Origin of the sequence: Chitinophaga deserti, from assembly GCF_003149455.1 — a bacterium.
In the GTDB taxonomy this organism is placed as follows: domain Bacteria; phylum Bacteroidota; class Bacteroidia; order Chitinophagales; family Chitinophagaceae; genus Chitinophaga; species Chitinophaga deserti.
On the sequence record NZ_QFFK01000007.1, the window covers coordinates 382,559 to 408,995 of the forward strand.

General features: G+C 52.3%; 20 protein-coding genes. 7 read left to right on the forward strand and 13 right to left on the reverse strand.

The annotated features are described in order from the left end of the window. Positions 1 to 12 precede the first annotated feature (12 nt). Positions 13 to 4,557 (forward strand): efflux RND transporter permease subunit, encoded by a 4,545-nt coding sequence (locus DEV76_RS18115; protein WP_109699328.1) that lies wholly within the window; start codon positions 13 to 15, stop codon positions 4,555 to 4,557. 55 nt (positions 4,558 to 4,612) lie between these two features. On the opposite strand, the gene DEV76_RS18120 is transcribed toward DEV76_RS18115, so the two are convergent. From DEV76_RS18120 to DEV76_RS18175, 12 genes are all read right to left on the reverse strand, one after another. Then, positions 4,613 to 5,224: a hypothetical protein gene (locus DEV76_RS18120; RefSeq protein ID WP_109699329.1), complete on the reverse strand. Its 612-nt coding sequence runs from the start codon at positions 5,222 to 5,224 to the stop codon at positions 4,613 to 4,615. 59 nt (positions 5,225 to 5,283) lie between these two features. Continuing rightward, the gene (locus DEV76_RS18125; protein WP_109699330.1) at positions 5,284 to 5,496 is read right to left on the reverse strand and encodes a hypothetical protein; all 213 of its coding nucleotides are present in this window, start codon (positions 5,494 to 5,496) and stop codon (positions 5,284 to 5,286) included. A 56-nt stretch (positions 5,497 to 5,552) separates the two neighbouring features. After that, positions 5,553 to 5,822: a UBP-type zinc finger domain-containing protein gene (locus DEV76_RS18130; protein ID WP_109699331.1), complete on the reverse strand. Its 270-nt coding sequence runs from the start codon at positions 5,820 to 5,822 to the stop codon at positions 5,553 to 5,555. Positions 5,823 to 5,845: 23 nt separating this feature from the next. Continuing rightward, positions 5,846 to 7,507, reverse strand: a complete 1,662-nt coding sequence (locus DEV76_RS18135) for a response regulator (protein ID WP_109699382.1) — start codon at positions 7,505 to 7,507, stop codon at positions 5,846 to 5,848. Between the two features lie 8 nt (positions 7,508 to 7,515). Continuing rightward, positions 7,516 to 8,916, reverse strand: a complete 1,401-nt coding sequence (locus tag DEV76_RS18140; protein ID WP_232826986.1) for an ATP-binding protein — start codon at positions 8,914 to 8,916, stop codon at positions 7,516 to 7,518. A 383-nt stretch (positions 8,917 to 9,299) separates the two neighbouring features. Continuing rightward, positions 9,300 to 10,538: a sensor histidine kinase gene (locus tag DEV76_RS18145; RefSeq protein ID WP_109699333.1), complete on the reverse strand. Its 1,239-nt coding sequence runs from the start codon at positions 10,536 to 10,538 to the stop codon at positions 9,300 to 9,302. Then, positions 10,522 to 11,898, reverse strand: a complete 1,377-nt coding sequence (locus tag DEV76_RS18150) for a sigma-54-dependent transcriptional regulator (protein WP_109699334.1) — start codon at positions 11,896 to 11,898, stop codon at positions 10,522 to 10,524. The genes DEV76_RS18145 and DEV76_RS18150 overlap by 17 nt, the downstream gene beginning before the upstream one ends. A gap of 18 nt (positions 11,899 to 11,916) precedes the next feature. Then, complete coding sequence (locus DEV76_RS18155; RefSeq protein WP_109699335.1) at positions 11,917 to 13,083, reverse strand: ABC transporter permease; 1,167 nt, start codon at positions 13,081 to 13,083, stop codon at positions 11,917 to 11,919. Positions 13,084 to 13,092: 9 nt separating this feature from the next. Then, complete coding sequence (locus DEV76_RS18160; RefSeq protein WP_109699336.1) at positions 13,093 to 14,331, reverse strand: ABC transporter permease; 1,239 nt, start codon at positions 14,329 to 14,331, stop codon at positions 13,093 to 13,095. Between the two features lie 18 nt (positions 14,332 to 14,349). Further along, entirely contained in the window at positions 14,350 to 15,015 is a 666-nt protein-coding gene (locus tag DEV76_RS18165; RefSeq protein WP_109699337.1) for an ABC transporter ATP-binding protein, read from the reverse strand. Continuing rightward, positions 14,993 to 16,468, reverse strand: coding sequence for a TolC family protein (locus tag DEV76_RS18170; protein ID WP_109699338.1), 1,476 nt, complete (start codon positions 16,466 to 16,468; stop codon positions 14,993 to 14,995). Before DEV76_RS18170 ends, DEV76_RS18165 begins: the two co-directional genes overlap by 23 nt. Further along, positions 16,465 to 17,709, reverse strand: a complete 1,245-nt coding sequence (locus DEV76_RS18175) for an efflux RND transporter periplasmic adaptor subunit (protein WP_109699339.1) — start codon at positions 17,707 to 17,709, stop codon at positions 16,465 to 16,467. Before DEV76_RS18175 ends, DEV76_RS18170 begins: the two co-directional genes overlap by 4 nt. 208 nt (positions 17,710 to 17,917) lie before the next feature. Between DEV76_RS18175 and DEV76_RS18185 the strand changes: the two genes are divergently transcribed. From DEV76_RS18185 to DEV76_RS18200, 4 genes are all read left to right on the forward strand, one after another. Continuing rightward, complete coding sequence (locus DEV76_RS18185) at positions 17,918 to 19,648, forward strand: cellulase family glycosylhydrolase (RefSeq protein ID WP_109699383.1); 1,731 nt, start codon at positions 17,918 to 17,920, stop codon at positions 19,646 to 19,648. 63 nt (positions 19,649 to 19,711) lie between these two features. After that, positions 19,712 to 20,347, forward strand: coding sequence for a hypothetical protein (locus DEV76_RS18190; protein WP_157962970.1), 636 nt, complete (start codon positions 19,712 to 19,714; stop codon positions 20,345 to 20,347). Between the two features lie 11 nt (positions 20,348 to 20,358). Then, a complete protein-coding gene (locus tag DEV76_RS18195; RefSeq protein WP_109699342.1) occupies positions 20,359 to 20,826 on the forward strand; it encodes a DUF5362 family protein in 468 nt (155 codons plus the stop codon). A gap of 121 nt (positions 20,827 to 20,947) precedes the next feature. Continuing rightward, entirely contained in the window at positions 20,948 to 21,424 is a 477-nt protein-coding gene (locus DEV76_RS18200) for a hypothetical protein (protein ID WP_157962971.1), read from the forward strand. A gap of 90 nt (positions 21,425 to 21,514) precedes the next feature. Here the strand turns inward: DEV76_RS18200 and ggpS are convergent, their stop codons facing one another. Further along, positions 21,515 to 23,770, reverse strand: a complete 2,256-nt coding sequence (gene ggpS / locus DEV76_RS18205) for a glucosylglycerol-phosphate synthase (protein ID WP_109699344.1) — start codon at positions 23,768 to 23,770, stop codon at positions 21,515 to 21,517. Between the two features lie 182 nt (positions 23,771 to 23,952). Between ggpS and DEV76_RS18210 the strand changes: the two genes are divergently transcribed. Then, a complete protein-coding gene (locus DEV76_RS18210; RefSeq protein WP_109699345.1) occupies positions 23,953 to 25,746 on the forward strand; it encodes an AMP-dependent synthetase/ligase in 1,794 nt (597 codons plus the stop codon). Between the two features lie 82 nt (positions 25,747 to 25,828). Further along, positions 25,829 to 26,392, forward strand: coding sequence for a GNAT family N-acetyltransferase (locus DEV76_RS18215; RefSeq protein WP_109699346.1), 564 nt, complete (start codon positions 25,829 to 25,831; stop codon positions 26,390 to 26,392). Positions 26,393 to 26,437 lie beyond the last annotated feature (45 nt).

Sequence of the window (26,437 nt, forward strand, 5' to 3'; positions counted from 1 at the left end):
GAAACCAAACGTATGTTCGATACTTTTATCAGGCGGCCCGTGTTGTCGCTCGTGATCTCTTTGTTTATTGTATTACTGGGGCTGCTGGCGCTTTTCACGCTGCCTGTCACCCAGTTCCCTGATATTGTGCCGCCTTCCGTAACCGTTACCGCCAAATATACCGGCGCCAATGCGGAAGTGTGTGCGAATGCAGTGGCCATCCCGTTGGAAAGAGCCATTAACGGCGTACCGGGTATGACGTACATGACCTCTGTGTCGTCTAACAACGGTACCACGCTTATTACGATCTTCTTTAAAGTAGGCACGGACCCCGACCAGGCGGCCGTAAACGTGCAGAACCGCGTATCCACCATTATCGATGAACTGCCCGAAGAAGTGATCAAAGCCGGGGTTACCACCGAAAAGGAAGTAAATTCCATGCTCCTTTATCTCAACGTGATGAGTGAAGACTCCACGCTGGATGAAAACTTCATCTATAACTTCGCTGATATCAACGTACTGAAAGAGCTGAAACGTATCGACGGGGTGGGCTTCGCGGAAATCATGGGTGCCAAGGAATACGCCATGCGCGTATGGCTGCAGCCCGACCGTATGCTGGCTTACAATGTGTCGGCAGACGAAGTAGTGAGCGCCATCCGCCGCCAGAATATTGAAGCCGCACCGGGTAAAACCGGCGAAAGCTCTGATAAGGACCCGCAACTGCTGCAATATGTTTTACGCTATACCGGTAAGTATTTCGAACCGGGCCAGTATGCCGATATCATTATCCGCGCCAACCCTGATGGGTCGGTACTGCGGCTGAAAGAAGTGGCGGATGTGGAGTTCGGCGCACTCACTTACGGCATGGTGTCTAAAACAGACGGTAAGCCTTCCGCCTCCATCATGCTTAAACAACGGCCCGGCTCCAATGCGCAGGACGTAATTAAGAATGTAAAAGCCAGGATGGCAGAACTGCAATCCACCTCTTTCCCGCCGGGAATGACGTACAACTTCAACTACGACGTTTCCCGCTTCCTTGATGCCTCTATCGCTGAAGTAGTGCGTACGCTGTTTGAAGCGTTCATACTCGTGTTTATCGTGGTGTTCCTCTTCCTGCAGGACTGGCGATCCACCCTCATTCCCACACTCGCCATCCCCGTGGCACTGATCGGAACCTTCGCCTTTATGCAGCTGATGGGCTTCTCCATCAACCTCCTTACCCTGTTCGCGCTCGTGCTCTCGATCGGGATTGTGGTGGATAATGCCATTGTGGTGGTGGAAGCGGTGCATGCGAAGATGACGGAAACGCATCTCCCCGCCATGCAGGCCACACTGGCTTCCATGAAGGAGATCAGTGGTGCGGTAATCGCCATTACGCTGGTAATGTCTGCCGTATTCATACCTGTGGCATTCCTCAGTGGACCGGTAGGCGTGTTCTACCGCCAGTTCTCCCTCACACTGGCCTTTGCGATCATCATATCGGGCATCAATGCACTTACGCTTACACCGGCGTTGTGCGCACTTATGCTGAAGCATGATCCTAACGCGCAGATGCGTAAATCACTGATGCAGCGTTTCTTCAACAGTTTTAACAGAGGTTACAATAAAACCGAAAACAAATACAAACGCTGGGTAGGTGCCATTGCAGGCAAGCGCATCTTCACACTCGCCACGCTTATCGCCTTCTTCGTACTTACCTGGGGCGCGGCAGCCATCCTGCCGGGAGGCTTCATTCCCATGGAAGATCAGGGTATGGTGTATGTGAACGTAACCACCCCTAACGGTGCCACCGTAGAGCGTACCGAAAAGGTGCTGGACTCCGTACAGGCAGCTGCCGCAGGGATGGATGCCGTGGAATCTGTGTCTACCCTCGCGGGATATAGTCTTGTGAACGAAGTAGCCGGTGCTTCCTATGGTATGGGGATGATCAACCTCAAGGCATGGAGCGACCGTAAGCAGTCTGTTCAGGAAGTGATTGAAGAGCTGCAGCAAAGAACCCGCAATATAGCAGATGCTTCCATCGAATACTTCCCGCCGCCTACCGTACCGGGCTTTGGTAATGCCAGTGGCTTTGAGCTAAGGGTGCTGGACCGTACGGGTGCCGATGATCTCGACCAGGTGGCAGACGTAACCGGTAAGTTCATTGCTGCATTGAAGGAACGCCCCGAGATCGGGAGTGCCTTCACCAGCTTCGATCCCGCATTCCCGCAATATATGATCCATGTGGATCAGGCCATGGCGGCGAAGAAGGGGGTGAGTATAGACAATGCCATGAGCACGCTGCAAACCCTCCTTGGCAGCTTCTACGCCAGTAACTTCATCCGGTTCGGGCAGATGTACAAAGTGATGGTACAAGCCTCACCACAATACCGTACCAAGCCGGAAGATGTGTTGCTGCTGCATGTGAAGAACGATAAAGGGGAGATGGTGCCTTTCTCCAACTTTGTAAGACTGGAGCGGGTATATGGCCCGGAAACCCTCACCCGCTACAATATGTATACCTCCGCCATGATCAATGGCGATGCGGCTCCGGGGTTCTCCAGTGGCGACGCTATCAAAGCCATCGGGGAAACCGCGAAGAAAACACTGCCGCGCGGCTTTACATTTGAATGGAGCGGGATGACGCGTGAGCAGGTACTTTCCGGCAACCAGGCTATTTACATATTCGGCATCTGTCTCCTTTTCGTATACCTGCTGCTGGCCGCGCAATACGAAAGCTTCATGCTGCCGCTGCCGGTACTGCTTTCATTGCCTGCAGGTATTTTCGGGGCATTCTTATGCCTGAAGCTGGCAGGACTGGAAAACAACATCTACGCGCAGGTAGCATTGGTGATGCTGATAGGCCTTTTAGGTAAAAACGCCATCCTCATCGTGGAATTTGCGGTGCAGCGGCAGAAGCAGGGCCTCACGGTAGTGAAGGCCGCCATAGAAGGCGGCGTGAGCCGTCTACGCCCCATCCTGATGACCAGCTTCGCATTCATTGCAGGCCTGATACCGCTGTGTATTGCCAGCGGCGCCGGTGCCATGGGTAACCGCTCCATTGGTACTGCTGCGGCAGGAGGGATGCTGATCGGCACCGTATTCGGGGTGCTGGTAATACCCGGATTATTCGTTCTGTTCAGCCGCATAAAAGTGAAAAAGAAGAAAAAAGTTCGTCCTGCAGTGATCGCCGGTGCTGCGCTGTTGCTTTTCCTGGGCGCCTGTAAAGCCCCTCAGCCACTGGTAACACCAGCCGTACCGGAAGTACCACAGGCTGCGCAGGATACACTGCCAGTAACACTGTTGCCAATTAAGGAATTCTTTACCGATCCCTTACTGCAGGCGCTCATCGATACGGCACGCCGCAACAATGCGGATGTGCTCATGGCGGTGCAGAAGATGGAAACCGTACAGGCGCAACTGGTCATGGCCCGCAAAGCCTGGCTGCCTGCGCTGAATGCAGGTGTGTCTGCAGGAGCGGAGAAGTTCGGAAAGTATACGATAGACGGGGTGGGTAATTTCGATACCAACCTGTCGCCCAATATCGATAAGAACCAGCGTATCCCCACACCGGCGGTCCCTGATTACTTTGCAGGGCTGCGCTCTGCCTGGGAAATAGACCTGTGGGGTAAGCTGAAGCAGCAGCAACAGGCGGCGTATGCACGCTTCCTGGCCACTGCAGAAGGGCGCAGAATGGTATATACCCAGCTCACGGCGCAGATCGCTTCGCTGTATTATCACCTGCTGGAGCTGGATTATGAATTATCGGTGATTGAAAAGAACGTACTGCTGCAGGAAGCTGCGCTGGAAACGGTGAAGATCCAGCAGGAGGCAGGAAGGGCTACTTCACTGGCCGTGCAGCAGTTTCATGCGCAATTCCTCAATACGAAAAGCATGGCATTCGGCATAAAGCAGCGGCGTACGGAAATAGAGAACCAGCTGAATGCACTGGCAGGCCGGTTCCCGCAACCCATAGCAAGGGCTAAGAACCTGCTGGAAGCGCCTATCCCCGCAAAGGTGGCACAGGGCATCCCTGCGCAGCTGCTGCTGGCAAGGCCCGATATCCGTCAGGCGGAGCTGGGGCTTACTGCGGCAAAGGCGGATGTAAAGGCAGCAAGGGCTTCCTTCTTCCCTTCATTGACGCTGAGCGCTTCTGTAGGGTATAATGCCTTCAGCACCGGACTGCTTTTCAACAGCCCGGCATCTATTGCTTATACAGTGCTGGGAGGGATCACGGCACCCGTCTTTAATCAGGCGCAGATCAGATCGCGCTACAGGATAGCCACGGCCGAAGGTATGACGGCTTTTTACGCATACCGCCAGGCTATCATAAACGGATACCAGGAAGTATCCACCTCGCTGGAAAAAGTCGGCAACAGCGAGCAGGCATACCGGCTGAAAGAAGCCGAAGTGCTTATGCTGCAAACCGGCGTATCCACCTCCCGCGATCTCTTCGCGACAGGGTACGCTAATTATCTGGAAGTGATCAATGCCCAGAAGAACGTCCTCGATGCAGAACTGGCTCTGGCGCAACACCGGCGTGAAGTGTTCGACGGTGTTATCGCATTATACAGAGCGTTGGGCGGAGGTGCGGAATAGGGCAAGGGCCGGTCATTGGACCGGCCCTTTTTCTTTTTTACCTCAACGTTTCCGTTTATAATTTCTTTAACCGGGAAATCTGTACGATGGTCTGGGTTTTGGTACCCGGTACACCCGCGTCCATGGAAGGGGCCGACATATTGAGTTTGGCGGTCATAATCAACTCCCCGTTGACTTTCACGAATTTTGCACCTCCCGGTATAGCAGGAGTGCCCTGCCCGGTTCCGCCGGTCGGGATCTGCGTCATCCCCTGATCCATATACAGCGAATCTTCACCAATCAACCGGTAGCTGGATACGCTGTTGTATTTCGGCATGGCTACATTGAAGGGAAATTCAATGGCCTGCCCGTCACTCACACCATTTGTGAATGTTTCCAGCGTAAAATTAGTATTGATTTTATAACTGACTGCGTTAGCCGTTACTTTATTGGCTTCAAAAATGAGCATGCCGGTATTTTCCGTGGTAGTATACTCCACAACGGATACCATTTTCATGTTATCATTGTTCTCCTTATAGGTAAGTTCCGTACGCGCTTTCACGTACATCGCCACCAGTTCATAAGTGCCGGTAATGGAATTGGAAGGCTTTGCCTCTTCGTCTTTTTTACTGCAGGCAGATAAAAATACTACTGCACAGGCAAACCCAAGGGATGTTAACTTCTTCATGTGGTATAGGAATGAAGGCTCCAAGTTACGGAGATTTCCCCAACCTTGCATACCCCTCTTTATTCTACTTTCCCGAATACCATTTCCATGATCTTGGAAAACACGATATACCCCGCACAGGATGCCGCACCCCAGGCGAAAAGGAACAGTAATGCGCCTTTCAGGGACGATGGGTCGATCCAGTTATAGGCAAGAATGCCGCAGAAGAAACTGTTGGATACGGTGACGAACAGCAGCATCACCGCAAGAAGGGTAGCGGATAAGTTTTTCATAGGACAAAGGTTTGTCCTTAAATATATGTTAAATATTTAGTATGTGCAAGTGCCGGTTAATATTCTGCGAAACTTTCATCTTTATAGCACCATATCCACTGCTCGCCCGGCTCTGCGGAAATAACCACGGGGTGCCCGGTATCCTGGTAATGGGCAGTCATATGCCGGGAGGGGGAATCGTCGCAGCAGAATGTGCCGCCGCAGGTCTGGCAGGTGCGCAGGTGCAGCCATCTGCCGCCCTCTTTCACGCAGGCTTCACATTCAAACTTCTCAGGGCGCAGGAGCGTTTTCAGTTCCATGATGTGCTTACAGGGTTTGGGTGCCATATAAACAGGTTTAAGATGGTTAATCAGGTTTCTGCAAGATATTTATGTACAAAGCTGATGGCCATGGAGCCTTCACCCACAGCGGCCGCCACACGGTTCATGGCGCCTGCGCGCACATCGCCTGCGGCAAATATACCCGGACAGCTCGTTTCCAGTGTATACGGGTCTCTGGCAGGTTTCCACAGCTGCCGGAAGATGGGGTAGTGCTGCAGGTCGCGGCCGGTTTCAATAAATCCTTTATCGTTTTTGATGATGCTTTCCCCGATCCATTCGGTATAGGGCTTAGCACCGATAAAGATATACAATGCATCCGCCGGCATTTCGTGCTCCTGTCCTGAATTAAGATCCCGCAGGCGCAGCTGCTTCAGCGTGGTTTCCCCGCTTGCTTTGGATATTTCCGCACAGGGCAGCAGCCGTATATTAGGCGTTTGCGCGATCTGGTCGATGAGGTATGCACTCATAGACGCCCGCAGGTCAGGCTTCCTGATCACGATATACACGTTCTTCGCGAACTTAGACAGATACATGGCTGCCTGTCCGGCCGAGTTACCACCTCCCAGTACAAACACTTCCTTATCCCTGCAGGAAGCCGCTTCCGTACTGGCGGCACCGTAGTATACCCCGGCGCCGGTAAAATCACCGATACCGCTGGTTTCCAGCTTCCGGTAATCTACTCCTGTAGTAATCACGAGCGCTTTACTGTATATCTCCGTACCATCATCCAGCCTGATGATCTTGTACTGATCCTTCACTTCTATACCTGCCACCGACTGCGGCGATAAAAACTCCGTTCCGAAGCGGGTGGCCTGTGTTATGGCACGCCGGGTAAGATCGGCCCCGCTAAGGCCGGTAGGGAAGCCGAGATAGTTCTCGATCCGGGAACTGGTACCCGCCTGTCCGCCAGGCGCCCTCCGTTCAATGAGCAATGTACTGAGCCCTTCTGATGCACCGTACACTGAGGCTGCCAGTCCTGCCGGGCCAGCGCCTATGATGGTTACATCATACACCTGGTTGCGCACGGTTGGGTTCAGGCCTATGCGGGAGGCGATATCTTTCAGCGCCGGTTTTTTAAACAGCGCACCGTCTTCGAAAATAATAGCAGGCAGTTCCTGTGCGCCCAGCTCGTTGGCAGCAGCCAGTAATTTTCCCTGTTCACTGCTTTCCACATCCATCCACTGATAGGGAATGAGGTTGCCCGCCAGGAAATCTTTGATTTCATGGCTGCGCGGGGAAAACTGGTATCCTATCACCCGGATGCCTTTGAAATCGGGCCGGTAACTGGCCTGCCAGTCGCCCAGTATCTCTTCCATAACGGGGTACAGCTTCTCCTCCGGCGGGTCCCAGGGTTTCATGAGGTAGTAATCCAGCTTCACATCGTTGATGGCTTTAATGGCCGCTTCCGTATCGGAATAGGCCGTCAGCAGCACGCGTTTGGCGTCGGGGAAGATCTTCATGGCCTTTTCGAGGAACTGTACACCATCCATTTCAGGCATGCGCTGGTCGGAGAGGAAGAGTGCAATTTCTTCGCCTTTGTTCTGAAGCTCGGTAAGGCTGGCCAGCGCTTCCGCCACGGAAGAAGTGGAAAGGATGCGGTAATGCTCGCGGTATTGATTGCGCAGGTCGCGGCTGATGGCGCGGAGCACCTGCTGATCGTCGTCTATAAGAAATATGATGGGCTGATTCATGTCTGTTGTCAATGCACTTCCCCGTTGATGGGGAAGCAAATGGTAAATACGGTGTTCCCGGGTTCGGAAGTGGCTTTCACGGTGCCACGGTGCTGACGGATGATGTTGATCACCGCATCCAGCCCAAGCCCGGTGCCTTTACCGATTTCCTTGGTGGTAAAAAACGGGTCGAAGATGCGGGATAGGTTTTCCGGCGGTATACCCGGACCATTATCCGTTACCGATACCTTCACGAACTCACCATCGCGTTCCGTCCGGATGGTAAGCATGCCATTGCCCTGTTGCTCCAGCGCATCGGCCGCATTATCGATGAGGTTGGTCCATACCTGGTTCAGTTCGCCGGAAAGGGCATATACCGGGGGCAGGCTCATATCGAATTCTTCCTTCACCACTACCTTGCTTTTCCGCAATTTATATTCCATCATCACGAGGGTGTTGCGGATGCCGGTATGAATATCGATGAACTGCTTATCGGCCCCGCCATCCATATGCGTGAATATTTTGACGGATTTTACCAGTCCGGATATCCGTTGAGACGCCTCCCGGATATCGGCCAGCATGCGCTCTGTGGTGAAATGACTGCTGATCCAGCTGAGAACGGTAGGCAGGTATTCTGCAGGCAATTTGGCAGCAAATGTATCCAGCTCCGCGGGCATAAGCCCGTAATGCCGGAAGTTCTCCGCCATATCCGGCGCTTCAGGGATCTTGTGGTCATACAGCCAGTCGCTGATGGCATCTTCCTGGCTGCTGCGTTCCAGCATGCCGGGCACGGGCTTATCATCATTCACAAGGCATACCCTTATTTTTTCGCAAACGAAATCCGCTTCTTCCGGTGTAAGGCGGGCAGAGAGGAGTTTGCGGAAAGTATCCGGCGCACCACGCAGGTGTTCCCCTAAAGTATCTGACCCGCGAACGATGGCAGCTGCGGGGTTATTGAGTTCATGGGCCAGCCCGGCGGCCAGTTTCCCCAGTGCCATCATCTTTTCATTTTGCTGGGTGATGATGGTGAAATCCCGTACACGGCTGGTCATCACAAACACGAGGGCCTGTGTAAGTTCATAATGCAGGGAAATCATTTCCCTGAGCCGTGCTTTGGGGAAGGTGAGCAATTCCACATCCGTTTTGCAGCAGGAAAAAGCGATGCTGCCGCGGGCGCGGGAGAAGGGAAGGATGCCCGTTACCTGCCGGGCTTCAATATCCGTTACCGGTACCTTATTCCCACCCTGTATACGGTAAAACTCAATGGAGCCTGAAAGGATGAAATGAACTCCCCGGATCTCGTCGCCCGGTTTATACATGTACGTGCCTTCCGTGTAACGTTCCGTTTCACAGTTATCGATCAGCCATTGCAATTGCGGTTCCGGCACTTCCCTGAGTGCATCGAACTGTTGTAGTTCCAGGGTATTCACAGTCAATTCCTTACAGTTTGCTTAAAGATACTTATAATCAGCCAATTAAGGGCCGTAGCAAAGGAGAGCGGCAACAGAAAGCAGGCTTCGGGTATTTCCCTGGTATTTCGAACTCCCGGCACCCTGTAAACCGGTAAAAGAAGCAGCCTTAAGTCATGGTACCGTCATGGATCAGGCAAGGTAGAAGTAGAGATAAGCCGCCCTTAAGCCGCCTATATCCCGCCCTTAAGCCGCCCATAAGCCGCCCCTATATAAGGGCGGCTTATCTACGGGATATCCCCGGGTTATATCCGGGTAACATATGGGTTTGTATACAAGGGTTTAAGACATAGGGATGCCTTTCCTATGTAGTTGCATAGTATTACCCGGTAATCAGGAAGGGGTTAGCGGGGGAAGCGGATGGTAAACTGTGTATTCCCGGGCTGAGGGGTTTCAAGGCTGAACTGCCAGCCATGTGCCAGGAGGATGTCGCGGACCAGCATGAGGCCAATGCCCTGTCCGTCGGGTTTGGTGGTAAAGAAGGGGGTAAACACATCGGCTGGTACTTCCACGCCGTGGCCTGTATCTGTGATAACGATGCCATCCTTTTGCTGGATGAGGCGGATGTCGCCATCCTGCCCGATAGCTTCCAGGCTGTTTTTAAGGATGTTGATGAGCACCTGTTCCAGCTGCAGCTGGTCGGCCCGGATGGTCATATCCTGTTCAAGGAAATCGAGATGGAGGCGGATATTCTTTTCTGCTGCAGGCGCCTCGTATAAACGGGCAGCATGGTGCAGGAGGGATTGGAGGGAGATGGGTTTCTTATCCGGCGGGGGCAGCTTCACGAGGTCGGCAAAGTTGCGCATGAACCCGTTGAGGTGCTGGTTCCTTTCCGCAGCTACTTCCAGCGCTCCGCGGTGGGCTTCATCCAGCGCATGTGCCTTTAAGGTAGAGCCGATGATGCTGTTAACCGGGCCAATGGTGTTGTTGACTTCATGTGCCATCATGCGGATCACTTTGCCGTATACTTTCTTCTCCGCCGCCAGTATTTCCGTGGTCAGTTCTTCTATCATCACAAAATGCCGGGCAAAGCCCCGGTCAATGAAATGCGACTTCTGCAGTTTAAAGGTTTTCACCCCGTTCAGCGTCAGCGTACGGGATTCCCCGCTGTCCAGCGCCTGTACATCTTCCAGCAGGCGGGGCAGCTGTTGCAGCAGCTCCTGTGCTTTGGGATTGGTTTGCTGTACAGCCCCGTCGTAATCGAGGATGATGATGCCGGTGGGAGAGGTGTAGATGAGCTTTTCGAGGAAGAAGTGCTGTTGTTCCTGCATGGTACGCTCATGGCGGAGCTGGTCGAGCATCTGGTTATACACTTCAATAAGTGCATCCATTTCCTGCTGCCCGGTTTTCAGCAGCCGCACGCTGAAGTCCTTATCGCGCAGGGCTTCCGCGCCCTGTGTGAGCATCTTCAGCGGCCGCAGCAATTGCAGGTACAAGCTCCGGGAAAACCAGAGCGATATTAAAATGAGCAGTTCGCTGACGAGGAAGAGCCAGCGGTTTTCTTTGAACACAAACCAGGAAAGTGTGAGGGCTACTGCATGCAGTACGATCACGAACAGCAGGAATTTAGTCCGCAGCTTCATCGTAGGGTATATTGTATTTTTCAAGCCTGCGGTAGAGCGCGCTGCGCGTGAGCCCCAGTGATGCCGCCGCACGGGCTATTTTATGCTGATGGAAAGCCATCGCTTTCCGGATCATTTCCACTTCCAGATCTTCCAGTGTAATGGTACCCACGCCGGGCAATTGCAGCTGTCCCTTAGCGGCGGGAGATAATTCCAGCTGCCCCCGGAAATGGTCTATCTCCAGCACGTCTGTATTATGCACCAGCATGGTACGCTCCGTAAGGTTCTTCAGCTGCCGGATGTTGCCGGGCAGGGGGAGCGACTGCAGCCATTTCAGCGCTTCTTTTGAAACGGTGAGCTGCGGCCGGTTATAGATTTCACGGAGGTTGCGGATGAAATGGTTCACCAGCAGGGGTATATCGCCTGCACGGTCGCGGAGTGCGGGGAGGTGAATGGTGATGAGGTTGATGCGGTACATCAGATCTTCCCGGAATGTACCATCGGCCACCATCTGGTGGAGGTTCTTGTTGGTAGCGCATACCACGCGAACATCAACAGTTTTGGTACGGCTGCTGCCGAGTACTTCGTATGTACGGTCCTGCAGCACGCGGAGGAGCTTTACCTGGCTGGTGGGCTCCAGGTCGCCGGTTTCATCAAGGAAAATGGTGCCTTTGCTGGCCATTTCAAAGCGGCCGATCCGGTCGTACCGTGCATCGGTAAACGCGCCTCTGATGTGCCCGAACATTTCACTTTCGAAGAGGGAGGAGGATATGCCGCCAAGGTTCACTTTCACAAAGGGGCGCTGCTTGCGGCGGGAGTTCTGGTGGATGGCTTCGGCGATGAGTTCCTTGCCCGTACCGCTTTCGCCGGTGATGAGTATGGAGGCATCGGTGGCAGCCACGCGGCTGATGGTTTCAAGCACCTGCAGAATAGCGGGGTCTTCCCCGATTATCTGACGGAAGTCGAAATCTTTGTCGAGCTGTTTGCGTGTGACTTTGGCGACAGGCTTATTCGTTTGCAATGCCAGTACTGTGCGTACAGACTGTAAAAGGGCATCGTTGCTCCAGGGTTTTGTGATAAAGTCTGCCGCGCCCAGTTTCATGCCCTGTACGGCCAGTTCTATGCTTCCCCAGCCGGTGATGAGGATAACGGGGATGGTATTGTCGTGTTGTTTAATCCGTTCCAGCAGCGCCATGCCTTCTTCTCCGGTGGTGCGGATGGAGAAGTTAAGGTCCAGCAGCACGAGGGCGGGCCGGGTGGTACTGATGGCTTCCATAGCCTGTTCGGGTGTGCCCGCAGCTGCGGCCTCATACCCCTCCTGCCTTACAAGGAGCAGGAGGGATGTTCTAACTGCGATATCGTCGTCAATGATCAGGATCATACGCCTTAAAAGTAAATATTAATCTTCATGCAAAGCTACGGCGGGGTAGATTTTCGCCGCCTGCCGTCCGGGATACAGGGAGCAAAGGGTAACCAGCAGGTATAGAAACGCTGCAGCCATCAGGATAGCCACGATGTAAATCGATACTGGCATGTCAAACAAATTGAGCAAGGGGAACTGTGCTGCGAGGATGATCCCCAGCAGCAAAGGCAGGGTAGTGAGCACCAGGGCTTCCCCGATGATCTGGCGGGTAATGCCGCCGGATGTGGCGCCCACCGCTTTCCGTAAACCTATCTCCCCGCGGCGCTTGTTCACACTGTACCATACCACACCGTAAATACCCAGTGCCACATTCAAAACGAGGAAGCCGCTGATCACCAGCATGAGGATCACTGGGATGAGGGACATGCGGTTCTTCATCACACGCTTGTCTTCCAGCTTTTCAATTTCCGTATTGGATGAAGGGAGCTGGTGCATAATGGTTTTGTAGATCATGCTTTCGGTAGACGGGGCCGCACCGGCAGTTAGTTTTATCAGGAACCTGTCCTGGTACCCGCTGTCTATCCGTTGATATATACCGGGTGTTAATTCGGCATAGTCTCCCTTGTCTTTCAGATTGCGTACCACGCCAACGATCTGTTTGTCTGTACCGGTATTCAGTATCTTCCCGACAGGATCTGCCGTTCCGAAGAATTTCTCTGCAAGTGTTTCATTGATAACAACCGGTTTCCGGGCGGCAGCACCATCAGATTTGTTGAACCATCTTCCCTTCACCATATGTACCTGCAGCACTTTGGCGAAATCATCGTCGGCCCAGTATTCGTCGGGTTGCGCTGAAATATTGTTGTAGGTAATGTTGTTGCTGGACTGGCTCATTGTATACGGACTGTTACCGCTTACGTACGATACGGCAGTTACGCCCGGTACAGCTTCCAGTGCGCGTTTAAGTTGTTGGGAGATAATGGTCAGTGAATCGCGCGGAGCATCCCCTGCGAAGCGCTGGAATGCGGATACAGACAGTACGCGCTCATATTCGAAGCCACGCGGTTTGCGGTAGTTACCATAGTTAAAAACCAGCATGGTGAATACGGCGAACAGCACGAGGAAGGAGATGAACAACTCCAGGAACAGCAGGAAGTGCTGTCGTTTTTTATTCCATATAAGGGTAAGCAGATGTTGCAGCATACAAATGATTTAAACGGTTTTTAATGCTTTGGAGATTTGCATGCGGCTCATACGCCAGGCCGGGTACACGCCGGATATACATCCGAATAGTATGCAGATCACCAGGCTGATACCGAGCACGGTGTAATTGAGGGTGAGGTAAACATGGCTGAACAGTTCCGCCTGGTTGATCAAAGCGATCACGATCAATGACAATACAATGCCGATGAGCCCGCCGATGAGTGTCAGAATGATGTTTTCCACGATAAACTGTACTACCAGTGTGCCGGAAGAAGCACCGAATGCCTTGCGCACCCCTATTTCCGATGCTCTTTCGAGGATACGGCTCAGGTTGAGGTTCACGAGGTTAAGGGTGGGCAGCAGGAGGAAGAACAGGAGGAAGATGCCCATGTAGGTATAGAGTTTGGCAGTGCCGTCTGTTTCATCACGCCCCAGCAGCAAACGGGTAAAGGTGGGCAGGTAGGATTGGGTAAATGCTTTCATTTCCGTAAAATCCTTATATGGCATGGGTACGCGCTTCATGATGTTGTCGAATTCCGCTTTCATGGCAGGTATGTCTGTCTTATTGCGGGCCATCATTACTGCGAGGTAGGTACCATTGTATCCTTTATTCTCCTGCTCCTGCCTGGAGAGCGTCCACGGCATATACATATCACCGTAAGCGAAAAGCTGGGTTACGGGTACGCTTTTTACAACACCGATAACTCTGTACTGCTGGTTGTCCGTTTCCAGCATCTTTCCTACGGCGGTTACTCCCTGGCCGAAGTATTTATCCCGTGTACTTTCTGTGATGACGGCTACCCGCTCACCTGCGTCTATCTGCGCCTGGCTGTAAGCTTTGCCTTCCAGAAAGTTGAATTGCATTACTTCCCAGAAACCGGCATTCGTGTATTTAATGTTGATCACCAGCTTACGGTTGTTGACATAGGTGTTGGACGGACTGAAGAAGGACGATATAGCCACCGCTTCCGGTGTTTTCATGGGGGCTACATACGTTTGAAGGAAGTGGTAGCTGTACGGACCGGTATTCTGGCCCTGCCTTGCCGGGGCAGACAGCATTAACTGCAGGGAATACAGGTTCCTGTCGCGGTTCACGTCAGGGTAAGAGCTGCTGACGAGGTGGTCGCTCACGGATGTGAGCACCATGAGGATGGTAAGGGAAAAGCTGATGCCGAAAAGCGAGATGAACGTGAAGAACTTCCTGCGCTTCAATACGGCTATGGCGATTTTAAAATAGTTCGTGAGCATGTGGGTGGGATTGTATGTTTATTGAACCTGTGCGCCGTCGAAAAGGCGGACGAGCCGGTGCGTTTTACGGGCCATTTGTTCGTCGTGCGTTACCATCACGATGGTGGTGCCGTCTTCTTTGTTAAGCCTGAGCAGGATGTCCATCACTTCGTTACCCATTGCACTGTCGAGGTTACCCGTAGGCTCATCGGCCAAAATGATGGAAGGCCTTCCCACAATAGCCCGGGCAATGGCCACGCGCTGCTTCTGTCCGCCGGAAAGTTGTGTGGGGAAGTGCTTCATGCGGTTACTGAGTCCTACTTTGCCCAGTGCCTCTGCCGCCAGTTCCCTTCTTTCTTTCGCGGCGCTCTTACGGTAGAGGAGGGGCAGCTCCACATTGTCCAGCACACGCAGGTCGTTGATGAGGTGGTAGCTCTGGAATATGAACCCGATACGCTGGTTGCGGAAATGGGCCATTTGTTTATCGCCCAGGTTGCGGGTATCGCTTCCGGCGATGGAAATCTGCCCGCCGCTGGGTTCATCCAGCAATCCCATGATATTGAGCAGGGTGCTTTTGCCGCAGCCTGATGGGCCCATGATGCTGAGGAACTCGCCTTTGGCCACAGCGAGATTGATGCCGTTGAGGGCCTGTGTTTCTACCGTATCTGTCCGGTATACTTTCTCAATTTGATGCAATTGTATCATACGTGATCTTTTTATTTAGTTCAAAATCGTAAAGGGATAAATAGCGTAATTCATAGTAAGCACTCCAGAAGTCGCGCAGGGCGAGGATGTAGTCGCGCTTGGCCTGATCCTTTTCCTGGAAGGCGATGCTGAGGTCGGTAATGCTCAGGTTGCCCAGTACATACCGCTGCCGCGCAATCTCGTACTTCTCTGATGCAATGCTGTCTGCATTGGCGCTTAGCTTCACCTGGTCCTTCATCATGTCGTACAGCGTTACCTGTGTGGCAACAGACTGGGTGAAGTTCTGCTTGTCCTGCTCCACGGCATACTGCGTGAATTCGAGGTTGGCTTCGGCCGTTTTGGTTCGGGAGCGCTGGCGGCCCCAGTCCAGCACCGGGATGGTAAACGTCAGTTCTACCAGCTGCTGGTTTTGCGGGTTGCGGTATACTTTACCTAAATCCGCAGCACTGTTGGAATATCCGAGGTTGGCATTGAGGGCGGCGTTCAGACCGTTTTCTCCTTTTGCCTTGGCTACATCCCGGCGTGCCTCCCGTATGCGGCGTTCGGAAGAAAGTAATTGCGCGTTGTTGGCATTGGCTTCTTCCAGCACCCTGTCCATACTCACTTCCATAGCGATGGCAGCAGGCGGCAATTGCAGCTGTATCTTCCCGGTATGCTGCATGCCTGCATAAGCCCTCAGGTTCATGGCGGCTATCTCCATATCACGGCGGGCAGTACCGGCAGATTTCTCTGCTTTCAGGTATTCCAGCTGCAATTGTAAGATTTCGTTCCGGGATATTTTGCCCAGCTGGAACTTTTCATCCGCTATGCGCTGTATCTGCCGGGTATTCTCCAGGTTCGTTAAAGCGATCTGGTGGTTTACCTGGGCAATCAGCAGGTCGAAGAAGAGCCCGCTGGCGTTTACAGCGATCAGTTCCATGTCAGCAATAAACTGCTGTTTGCTTTCCGCATATTTCAGCGGGGCAATCCGCTTGTCCCACTTCATCTGGTTAAACTGGAAGAGCGGCTGCGAATACCCTACCGTATAGGGGATAGCGTTGTACAGGGTAGCCTTGCGGTCGAAGTCATCGAACCGCTGCAGCTGCGTGGCGCCGTAGATGCGCCCTCCGGTGGCGGTAATACCCTGGCTGAAAGAGAGGTTGAGCGATGAGTTGTTGTAATGCACCGGCTCAAACTTAATGGTACCATTGGGCTGGGTTACGGGGTTAAAGGTTTTCTGAAACCCCGGCAGGGTGCCTTCCAGCGCCAGCTGTGGCTGATAATTGGAGCGGTGGGTGCGCCATTCCCAGTATTTGGTTTTGCGGATGGTGACGGCTTGTTTCGCGGCGATGGAGCCGGCACGCGCCATGTCTACCACTTCGGTCAGTGTTAGCCGCATGGTGTCCTGGGCACGGATGGCTCCGGGCGCCGCGATGATGAGAATGGTTATGATGGCGGAAGGAATGCGTGTCATTGGATATTGATTTCTTTAGCGTGCCTGAACTGGCTCATGTCTGACAGGATAAAGGTTTCACCGGGGTTAAGGCCGCTCTTGATCTCCACATAATCGAAATTGCTCATGCCTGTTTGCACCATACGCCGTACGGCTTTATTACCCTGTACCACATACACCGGCATGGGCGATACGCCGTTAAACGCCGGGCCATTGGGCGCCCTGAGTACGTTCCTGCCGGCAGCGGTTACGGGATACACGTCTACTTTCAGGTTGGGGCGGAGGGAGGGGTGATGGCGCTCGTCCAGCAGGATGTCGAAAGTAACGGAGCTGTTTTGTACCGTGGGGTGAACGGATTGTACGCGGCCCCTGATGCTTTGCTCCTGGATGCGGATGATGACGGGCATTCCGGCAGACAGCTTGTCTGAGTAATTGTCTGCAATCGTGCCCGTCACCTTAAAGCTTTGGAGATCCGCGATCCTTACCAGCGGCTCGCCCTCTCGCACGGTTGTGCCGATGTTCCGGTTTACCCAGGTAACCACGCCGCCCCGGGGGGCAACGATACCGGCCCGGTCGAGCTTCCTTTTCAGCTCTCCCAGTGCCTGTCCCTGTATGGCGGATTCCAGCTCCGATTCCCGCATTTCTACCTGCATGGCTTCCTGTTTATTCTTTATCTCGTTTTCCAGTTGTGCTTTTTCCAGCTGCGCCACACGCAGGCTCGTTTCTGCCTGCTCCACGCTCTCCCTTGTGCCGCCACCCGCTTTGTATAAGCGGCGGGCATTCTCCACATCGGCCTGCAGGGCCTGAATACGCAGCTGTTTGATGTTGTTGCCCGTCTGCAGGTCGAAGTAACTCTTGTCGAGCTGAAGGCGCAGTTTGCGGATGTTATTCCTGCTTTGCTCCAGCAGAAACTTACCTTTCTCCAGTTCCGATTCCACTGCGGCTTTATCTAGCTTCAGGAGCGGCTGTCCTTCTTTGACCGATGCCCCTGCGGCTACGGACACTTCGAGGATGGAGGCGCTGACCGGACTGGTAATCACTTCCTCGAATTCCGGCAACACTTCTCCGGAAGCGGTCAGGGTGTTTTCGATATCGCCTTTACCGGTTTGAGCGGTCTGGATAGAAGCGCGGGAAACGGAGGCGTGGAAGAACATGCGGATGGCCAGTATGGTGAGTACGATGGCAACGACTGCGATGAACGCCCATATCCACCGTTTGCGCCGGATGCTTTGTGTGAATGATGATGGCAGTGATCTGTCCATAAGGATCTTTAGAAATTTGACTTTCTCTTTCCAAGACGGATGCCAAACGGAATAATCTCATTTCCAATCAGATGCAAAAAGTCGCTTCTTAAAAAGCGTTCGATATCGGACAGAATTTCCGGTATCGGAACAAAACGGACGGCGTGATCTTGCGGGTGGAAAAACTTATAGCTATTTTGAAGGATCATTACATTCCATGTTAGCTTATATGAAAACTATCGTCTTATGGTGCTGGCTCGTGCTCACGGGTTTCAGTACACTGGCCCAGGGTGGCTATCTCAAAAGATCAGGAAAGGAAATCGTTGACGGCAAAGGGAAGCCCGTACTGCTGCGGGGTATCGGCCTTGGCGGATGGATGCTACAGGAAGGGTATATGCTGAAGGTGTACCGCGAAGGGCAGCAATACCGCATCCGCGAAAGGATTGAAGAACTGGTAGGGCCCGCACGCACTGCTGAGTTCTACGACACCTGGCTGGCCAATCATACTACCCGTGCGGATATTGATGCGCTGAAAAAGCTGCGTTTTAACTCCGTCCGCCTGCCCATGCATTTTAACCTCTATACTTTGCCTGCAGATAAGGAACCCATGAAAGGACAGGATACCTGGCTGGAAAAAGGGTTCGTTATGACAGACAGTTTGCTGGAATGGTGCAAGGCCAACCAGATGTACCTGATACTGGATCTTCACGCGGCTCCCGGTGGACAGGGGAATGATCTCAATATCTCCGACCGCGATGGCAGCAAGCCATCGTTATGGGACGATGCGGAGCATCAGCGTAAAACAGTAGCCCTCTGGCGCAAACTGGCGGAACGGTATAAGAACGAGCCCTGGATAGGGGCGTATGACCTCATCAATGAACCTAACTTCGGCTTTACCGATCCTGTGAAGGATAAAAACGGGACGCAGGAAAAAGATAACTCCCGCCTCCGTAAGCTGCTGATGGAAATCACGGCGGCCATTCGTGAAGTAGATCAAAACCACCTGATCATCATTGAAGGAAACGGCTGGGGGAATAACTACAGCGGTGTTTTCCCTCCGTGGGACAGTAACATGGCGCTTTCCTATCACAAATACTGGAACTATAATACACCCGCCAGCATCCGCCATATGCTCGAAGCCCGGGAAAAGTATGATATCCCTGTCTGGCTGGGTGAAACAGGAGAGAACTCCAACGTATGGTTTACAGAAGCCATCCGCCTGCTGGAAAACCATAACATTGGCTGGGCCTGGTGGCCATTAAAGAAGATAGGGATCAATAACCCGCTGGAGATTGTAGCGCCGGAAGGGTATGAGAAGATCCTGAAATATTGGTCGGATAATTCAGCACCTAAGCCGGCTCCGGACGAAGCCTGGGCTACCCTCAAAGCGCTTGCGCTGGCAACAAACTTTAACCGGAATAAGGTGCATATCGATGTGATTGATGCGATGATACGCCAACCGGCAAACCCCTCAGCTAAACCCTTCAAACGGATATTCGTAACACCCGACGCCACCACCTCGGCAGACTTGTATGACCTCGGGGCTAATGGCTATGCCTACTTCGATAAGGATACCGCCAATTACCGTGTGTCTGATGCAAAGCATACCGGCGGCAACCGGGGCGGGGCTTCACGTAACGATGGGGTGGATCTGGCCTGGGAGCCTTCGGGGGTTTACATCACCCAGATAGAAACGGGGGAATGGCAGCAGTACACGATAGAATTGGGTGCCGGGAAGCCGGTTAAGCTCTCCATTACAGCCCGAGGGGGTAAAACCGGGGGGAAGGTAACCGTTCTGATAGACGGGAAGGAAGTGGCTAAGGCAGTCCAGATTCCTGCCGGGAAAGACTGGCAAAAGATACCGCTGGCAGCTGTTCTGCCTGGAAAAGGAAAGCGTGTTGTGAAGATTATTGCGGAAGAAGGCGGGTTTGAATGGCAATGGCTGAACTGGGAGAAGTAGAATAATAATTGTCCATTCATTACGAAATAATAAAATAAATATATATATTCGTCCTGAAATCATATGCATCAGCAGTCAGTCAAGAAGCGGTTTGAGTCGTGCTGTGTAGCCTGCGATACCTGGATTATCGCCTACCAGTCCTCCGCGCTCCCTCACACGGTATACCTTGTTTGGTATACGGACAGGGCGAGCGGAGACAGGCTGCTTATGCATAAAGGAGGAACGGTTTTCACATCATCGGCTCCCGAACGTGTAGCCCCTGCGGCGGAAGCGCAGTTACCCGGCCTGGTCTACAATCCCCGGTTTACGCAATGGCTGGAAAGGGTAGTGGATCTTACGCCTGCTGTCTGCAACAGTTATGATGCTGATTACATTGAAAGCGCTTTGAGCAGCCGGCGCAGGCTGAGCCTCAAAGCAATGGACGCCCTGTCTAACTTCATTGATCTTTTTGGTGATTACGCGAACAGCCTGGAGAATGTAGCCCACTTGCAGGCATTCCGCGAGAACCCCGTCATCGAATCATATATTTCCCATTATTACAGGTTCATTTTCTGGCCCCGGCTGCAGCATGGTGCTAAGTTTAAAGATGCGGAAAGGCCCGCACTTGAAACGGATCACAGTGCACTGCTGGAAGTGTATAGAGAAATGAGAAAGCAATTTGAGTCTGGTTTACAAAGTTTATCCGGAAACGATCTATAAAACCTAGAAAAATGGAAAATCAAAACCTGTTCGACCTCCACATCGACGAAGAAAGCGCACGTTACCTCAAAGAAACCGCCAAATGGGGCAGCTTCCTTGCCATTGTAGCATTTATCATGATTGGCTTTTACGTACTGGCATTGCTGTTTGGCCTGATTGTAGGCAGCGCGGCATCCGGTGGGTTTGAAGCCGAGTATTCCACTGCCAATCCTTTTGCAGCAGTGATGGGCACAGGCGTTGGCGTGGCATTTTTTATCGCTTACCTCGCACTGTTCACTATTCCTGTAGTGTACCTGTACCGTTTCTCCACCCGCATTAAAACAGCTTTGGACGGTAACGATCAGACTACACTGACAAATTCTTTCGGTAACCTGAAATCGATGTTCAAGTTTTACGGCATCTTTATGATCGTAATGCTGGGCATCATGGCACTGGCGTTCGTCTTTATGCTGGTGACGCTGGGAACAGCCGGTTTCTGATAAAAACTGATGTACATTATTTCAGAAGAGCCCCTGCAATGGGGCTTCTTCTTTTCATTCCCAACCTATGCAATTCTCAACTGAAGACTTACATTGGGCTGAGTTTTTCAATCATGTCTTTATGATTAATACGAATTCTAAATTCCATAAATACGCATATTCCCTGATTCCGATACCTATTGTAATTCCCGGCATTGTCATCGGTTGTGGAATGTTCTTGCTGAGAGATAATGGCAAATATGCAGCAGCCCTCCATCGCACACCAATTGTTATTTACATCGGTATTGCTTTTTTAATAATAATCATTGGTTTCTGGTTGTATGTATTTCAAACCCGCATGTTGCAAGTGGGGCTGACAGATTACAGCATAAAAACCAGGGGCTTCTTTGGCCATAGTGGTACAAAGGAGTGGCAGTTTGCTGATCTGGAAGGTTATTCTGTAGAAACGCATGAACAAAAGAATAAGGCCGTTGTGGAGTATTTAACTATTTGGAAAGGAAAGAAAAAGGCCTTTATGTTGGTGGATTCCTACTACACCAATTACAATGAATTAAAAGCTGCGATTACCTCGAAGGTTAAATTGAAAGATGCAGCATAGCAATCTTATTTTGATATTCTTACTAATAATAAAAAAGGCCGCCCCACTACCGGGCGGCCCTTTTTGTATTTTTCATTTTTCAATCCTGTGTTATGAATGCGCGAGGCTCAGATTGTAGGCATGTATGCCACTGAGCTCCTGCATGAATTCTTCTGCCCAGTACTCGATATTGTAATGACTGATGTTCTCAAACAACCGCTGCATACGGATCTGGCGCTCCTGCTTGTTCATGGCAATAGCCCGAAGCAGTGAGTCTGTCATAGATACGTTATCATACGGGTTGGTCATGATGGCATCTCCCATTTCTACCGATGCACCGGCAAATTCTGATAATACCAGTACGCCTTCAGAGTCAGGGTTCTGTCCCTGTACGGCTACGTATTCTTTCGCTACGAGGTTCAGCCCGTCGCGCAGCGGGGTGATCCAGGCAATATCTGCGATTGCGTAATAAGCTACCACTTCTTCGAAGGTGAAGGAGCGGAAGAAGAAATGAATGGGTACCCAGTCGATCGTGGAATACTTCCCGTTAATCATACCGATGAGCTGTTCCAGCTCCTGCTGTACCTGTTCGTAGATCTTCATTCCTTTCGCCGGAGGCGTACAGATGTTGATCAGCTCCACTTTGCCATGCAGGTTAGGATGCTCTTCGAGGAACTGGGCGTATGCTTTGATCTTTTCGAGGGGGCCTTTTACGTAATCGAGCCTTTCGATGCTGAGGATCGTTTTCTTGCCGTGTGTATTCTTCTTCAGCTGCGCAATGAGTTCTTTGGTGCTGTCCTGCTGCAGGAGTTCGCCGATGTAATCGACGTGTACACCCACAGGGTTGGCTCCGAGCCTTACTTTGCGGCGGCCGGTATCAATTTCGCGCGTCATGGTGCCTGTGCCCATGGCAGAGCTGTAAGTAAGGAAGCGCGGTGCGCAGCTTACGGTTTCTGTGATCTTCACCGGCATGAGGCTTTTCACTACATCCACAAAATTCTCCACGTAGCGGGGGATGTGGAAGCTCACGTAATCGCACTGGAGCAGGCTATGGATGATCTCCGAGCGCCAGGGGATTACATTGAAGGTGTTGGCCGCCGGGAAGGCGGTATGGTGGAAGAAGCCGATCTTCAGATCGGGGCGCAGCTGGCGGAGGTAGCCGGGAACCATCCACAGGTTGTAATCGTGGATCCATATCATGGCATTGGGTGCGGCTTCCTTCGCGGCTTTCTCTGCGAAGATGCGGTTCACTTTCAGGTAGTGCGCCCAATGTTCGTGGTTGAACTGGGCTTTCTCCACAAAAGCGAATATGGCGGGCCAGAAGGCTTCTTTTGAGAATACTTTGTAGAAGATATCAATGTCTTCCTTCTGCAGCATCACCGGACTGGCTTCCAGGTTCGGATACTCCTCCCGGTCGATGTAGAAGTTCTCGTCAGACGATGGATTGTCTTCATCCGCTTCCTGCCAGGCGATCCATAATCCCGGCCTTCCCGACTTAAAGAAGTTGGTAAGGGTGGGGAGGATGCCGTTAGGGCTTTTGGGTTTGCGGCGGATCAGTTCGCCGTCTTCCACCGCAGTTTCGAAGGGGAAGCGGTGGTAAAGCATTACCAGCTGGGTGGATTCTGCGGGAGGCGTAATAGGTTCTGCGTGCCCGTAGAATGGCCTGAAGTCATCGAAATGGCGCAGTGCTTCGAGGATGCCTCCGGCACCGGGGGCATTGGCAATGTAAGTGTCTTTTTGGTCAGAAACGGCCCTTACGAGGGCAGGTTCTGCAGCGCCTACCACTACGCCGCGGAAACCACGGCCGTAGAGCGACAGGTCGTTGAGCGTATCGCCCGCTACGAGAATTTCACTGTCCGGTACCTGCAGGAGGTCTGCAAGCTGCCGCAAGGTGGCGCCCTTATTTACAGAGGGGGGCAGCACATCGAGGAACTTGTTGGCAGACAGGATAATGTCGCAGCCGAGGGCTGCTTCAAGGCGGGAGACTTCCGCTTTAATGGAAGGGTCGTCGAAATAAAAGGAGCAACGGCGCTGCTGGGGCACCGGTTGAAGACGGATGCCTTTTACTTCATTCATTTGTTCCATCACAACCTGGTTGCCCGGCCATTTCAGCTCAATATTGTTCTGGATGGGCTGAATGGGCAGAAGGGTATGGCCATCGAGGACGGTGGCCCCTACGTCGCAGATGATGTAATCAGGTGTGGGTATAACAGGGTCTGCCAGAAGGGGGAGAACGGTCTCCACGCCGCGGCCTGTTACAAAGATGAGCCGGAAGTCAGTGTTTTGCCGGATCAGGGCATACAATTGTTCTTTATGGGTCTGACTTCCTCCCAGGAATGTTCCGTCTAAATCGGTCGCAAGGATCATACGAGTGTTTTTGGTGATAGAATATGTCTAAAGCCACTAATGGGCTGAATATGAGAGGGGTTACGGGTTGGATAGCTGGTGCAAAGGTACGAAGAAATGCCCGGTGGGAAAGGTGACAACTTGGCAAAAATGGTGACTATTAGACATTGTTTCATACATGGATTTTTATTATCTTGGCTATAATGATACAGCCAAAACGATTATTCGACGCGGTAGCTTACCAGCTGGAGAAATTCCCTAAACCAGACATGGTTGCCTCTAAAGTTGACGGCAACTGGAAGCCTTACAGCACAGCAGCAGTGCAGGAAAACGCATCACGCCTCGCAGCAGGGCTCCTTACGCTCGGAGTTGGCGGAAACGACATGACGGCGGAAGGGGCGGATAAAATCGCCATCATTTCCAACAACAGGCCCGAATGGATATTTACCGACCTCGCCGTTCAGCAGACAGGCGCTATACTGGTGCCGCTTTATCCCACTACCAATCCGTTGGAAGTAAAGTTCATCCTCAACGATGCCGGAGTGAAATACATTTTCGTGAGCAACCAGGAAATGTTTGATAAGATCAATGAACTGAAAGCAGAAGTGCCTACCCTGAAAGGGATCTTTTCTTTCGATGCGGTGAACGGTGCCCCACACTGGACCGAATTAACCGCAAAAGCCACCCCGGAACTGGAAGCGGAAGTAAAGCGCATCGCTTCGCAGATACCCGATGAGCACCTGGCCACCATGATCTATACCAGTGGCACCACGGGTACGCCCAAAGGCGTTATGCTTACCCATAAAAACATTGTCAGCAACGTATACTTTTCCAAAGCCAGCTTCCCTTTCCCGGATGCTCCGGAAACACGTGTGCTCAGCTTCCTGCCCCTCAATCACATCTTCGAGAAGATGGTCACTTATATCTATCTCTTCAGCGGTATCAGCATCTATTATGCCGAGAGCATGGATAAAATCGCGGATAACCTCCGCGAAGTGAAGCCCGATGGTTTTACCACCGTGCCCCGCCTGCTCGAGAAAGTGTATGAGAAAATAATGAGCAAAGGCAATGAGCTTACCGGCATCAAACGCGGCCTGTTCTTCTGGGCGGTGGCGCTTGGTAAGAAATACGATAACAATATCAGTGGCGGCCCCTGGTACAACATCCAGCTCGCTATTGCCAATAAACTCATCTTCAGTAAATGGCGTGAAGCCCTCGGTGGTAAGATATCCTTCATCGTTACCGGTGGCGCCGCAGCTTCAGAGAACCTGCTCCGCATCTTCAACGCGGCTAAAATACCCGTGTATGAAGGATATGGGCCAACAGAGAATAGCCCGGTTATCAGCGTAAACCGCCGTCACCCTGCCGGGCTCACCCGCTTCGGCACTACAGGCCCCCTCATTGATGGCGTGGAACTGAAGTTTACCGAAGAAGGGGAGATCTGTGTACGTGGCGCTTCCGTGATGAAAGGCTATTACAAACGCCCCGACCTTACGGATGAAACGGTGATTGACGGATGGCTGCACACCGGTGATATCGGCACCCTCGTAGACGGGAAGTTCCTGAAGATTACCGACCGTAAAAAGGAATTGTTTAAGACCAGCGGCGGCAAGTACGTAGCCCCGCAGCCTATTGAGAATAAGATGAAGGAAAGCCCCTTCATTGAGCAGATCATGGTTGTGGGTAACGAGCGTAAATTCGTTAGTGCCCTCATCGTACCCTCTTTCAGTTTGCTCAAACAGTGGATGGGGCAGAACCATGTTGCTTATACTACGAATGAAGAAGCCGTAAGAAATCCGCAGGTGCTGGAGATGTTCCAGAAAGTGGTGGACCGTTACAACGCCAACTTCAACCATGTGGAGCAGGTGAAGAAATTTGCCCTTATGGAGCGTGAATGGGGCGTGGATTCCGGGGAAATGACGCCCAAGCTCAGTCTCCGCCGCAAGATCATCCTCGACAAGTACAAGAACATTATCGACGGGATTTACAACGTCTGATTATATTATGCAGGGCCGGCGGGCAGCGCCGGCCCTTTTCTCCTGCTTGCCCCGATACCGACAAACCCGTTAACTTTGTGATATGATACGCCCAGCTACCCCTGACGATGCGCCTGTAGCAGTTCCACTGCTTTTCCTGGCCATGGAGGAAATCGCCCGCAAGCTCTCCGGAACCAATGACATGCAGGTAGTGACCCACATTTTCGAACACCTCTTCCGTGAGCGGGGTAACCAATACAGCTATGAGAATGCCCTGATATTTGAAGGGGATAAAGGCCCTGCAGGTATGATCCTCGGATACGATGGCGGCAAACTACACGACCTCCGCAAGCCCGTCCTCGATTACATCCGCTGGCAGACAGGTGCAGGCATCTGCCCGGAAGACGAAACGCAGCCCGGAGAGTATTACCTCGACAGTATAGCCGTAGCACCCGGCAATCAGGGTAAAGGCATCGGCAGCAGGTTGATTGGTGCTGCTACCCAAAAAGCAGCTACAGAAGGCATGCCCCGTGCCGGCCTCCTTGTAAGTACCGATAACCCAGCTGCACAGCGCCTGTATGAGCGCATGGGCTTTAAGGTGGAATACACGATCCCCTTTGCAGGCGGGCGTTATCACCATCTCGTTAAAAATCTGCAGGAGGCATAGTACTTATTGCCCAAACGCGCGTCTCCCTTACTTAACCTGACTATT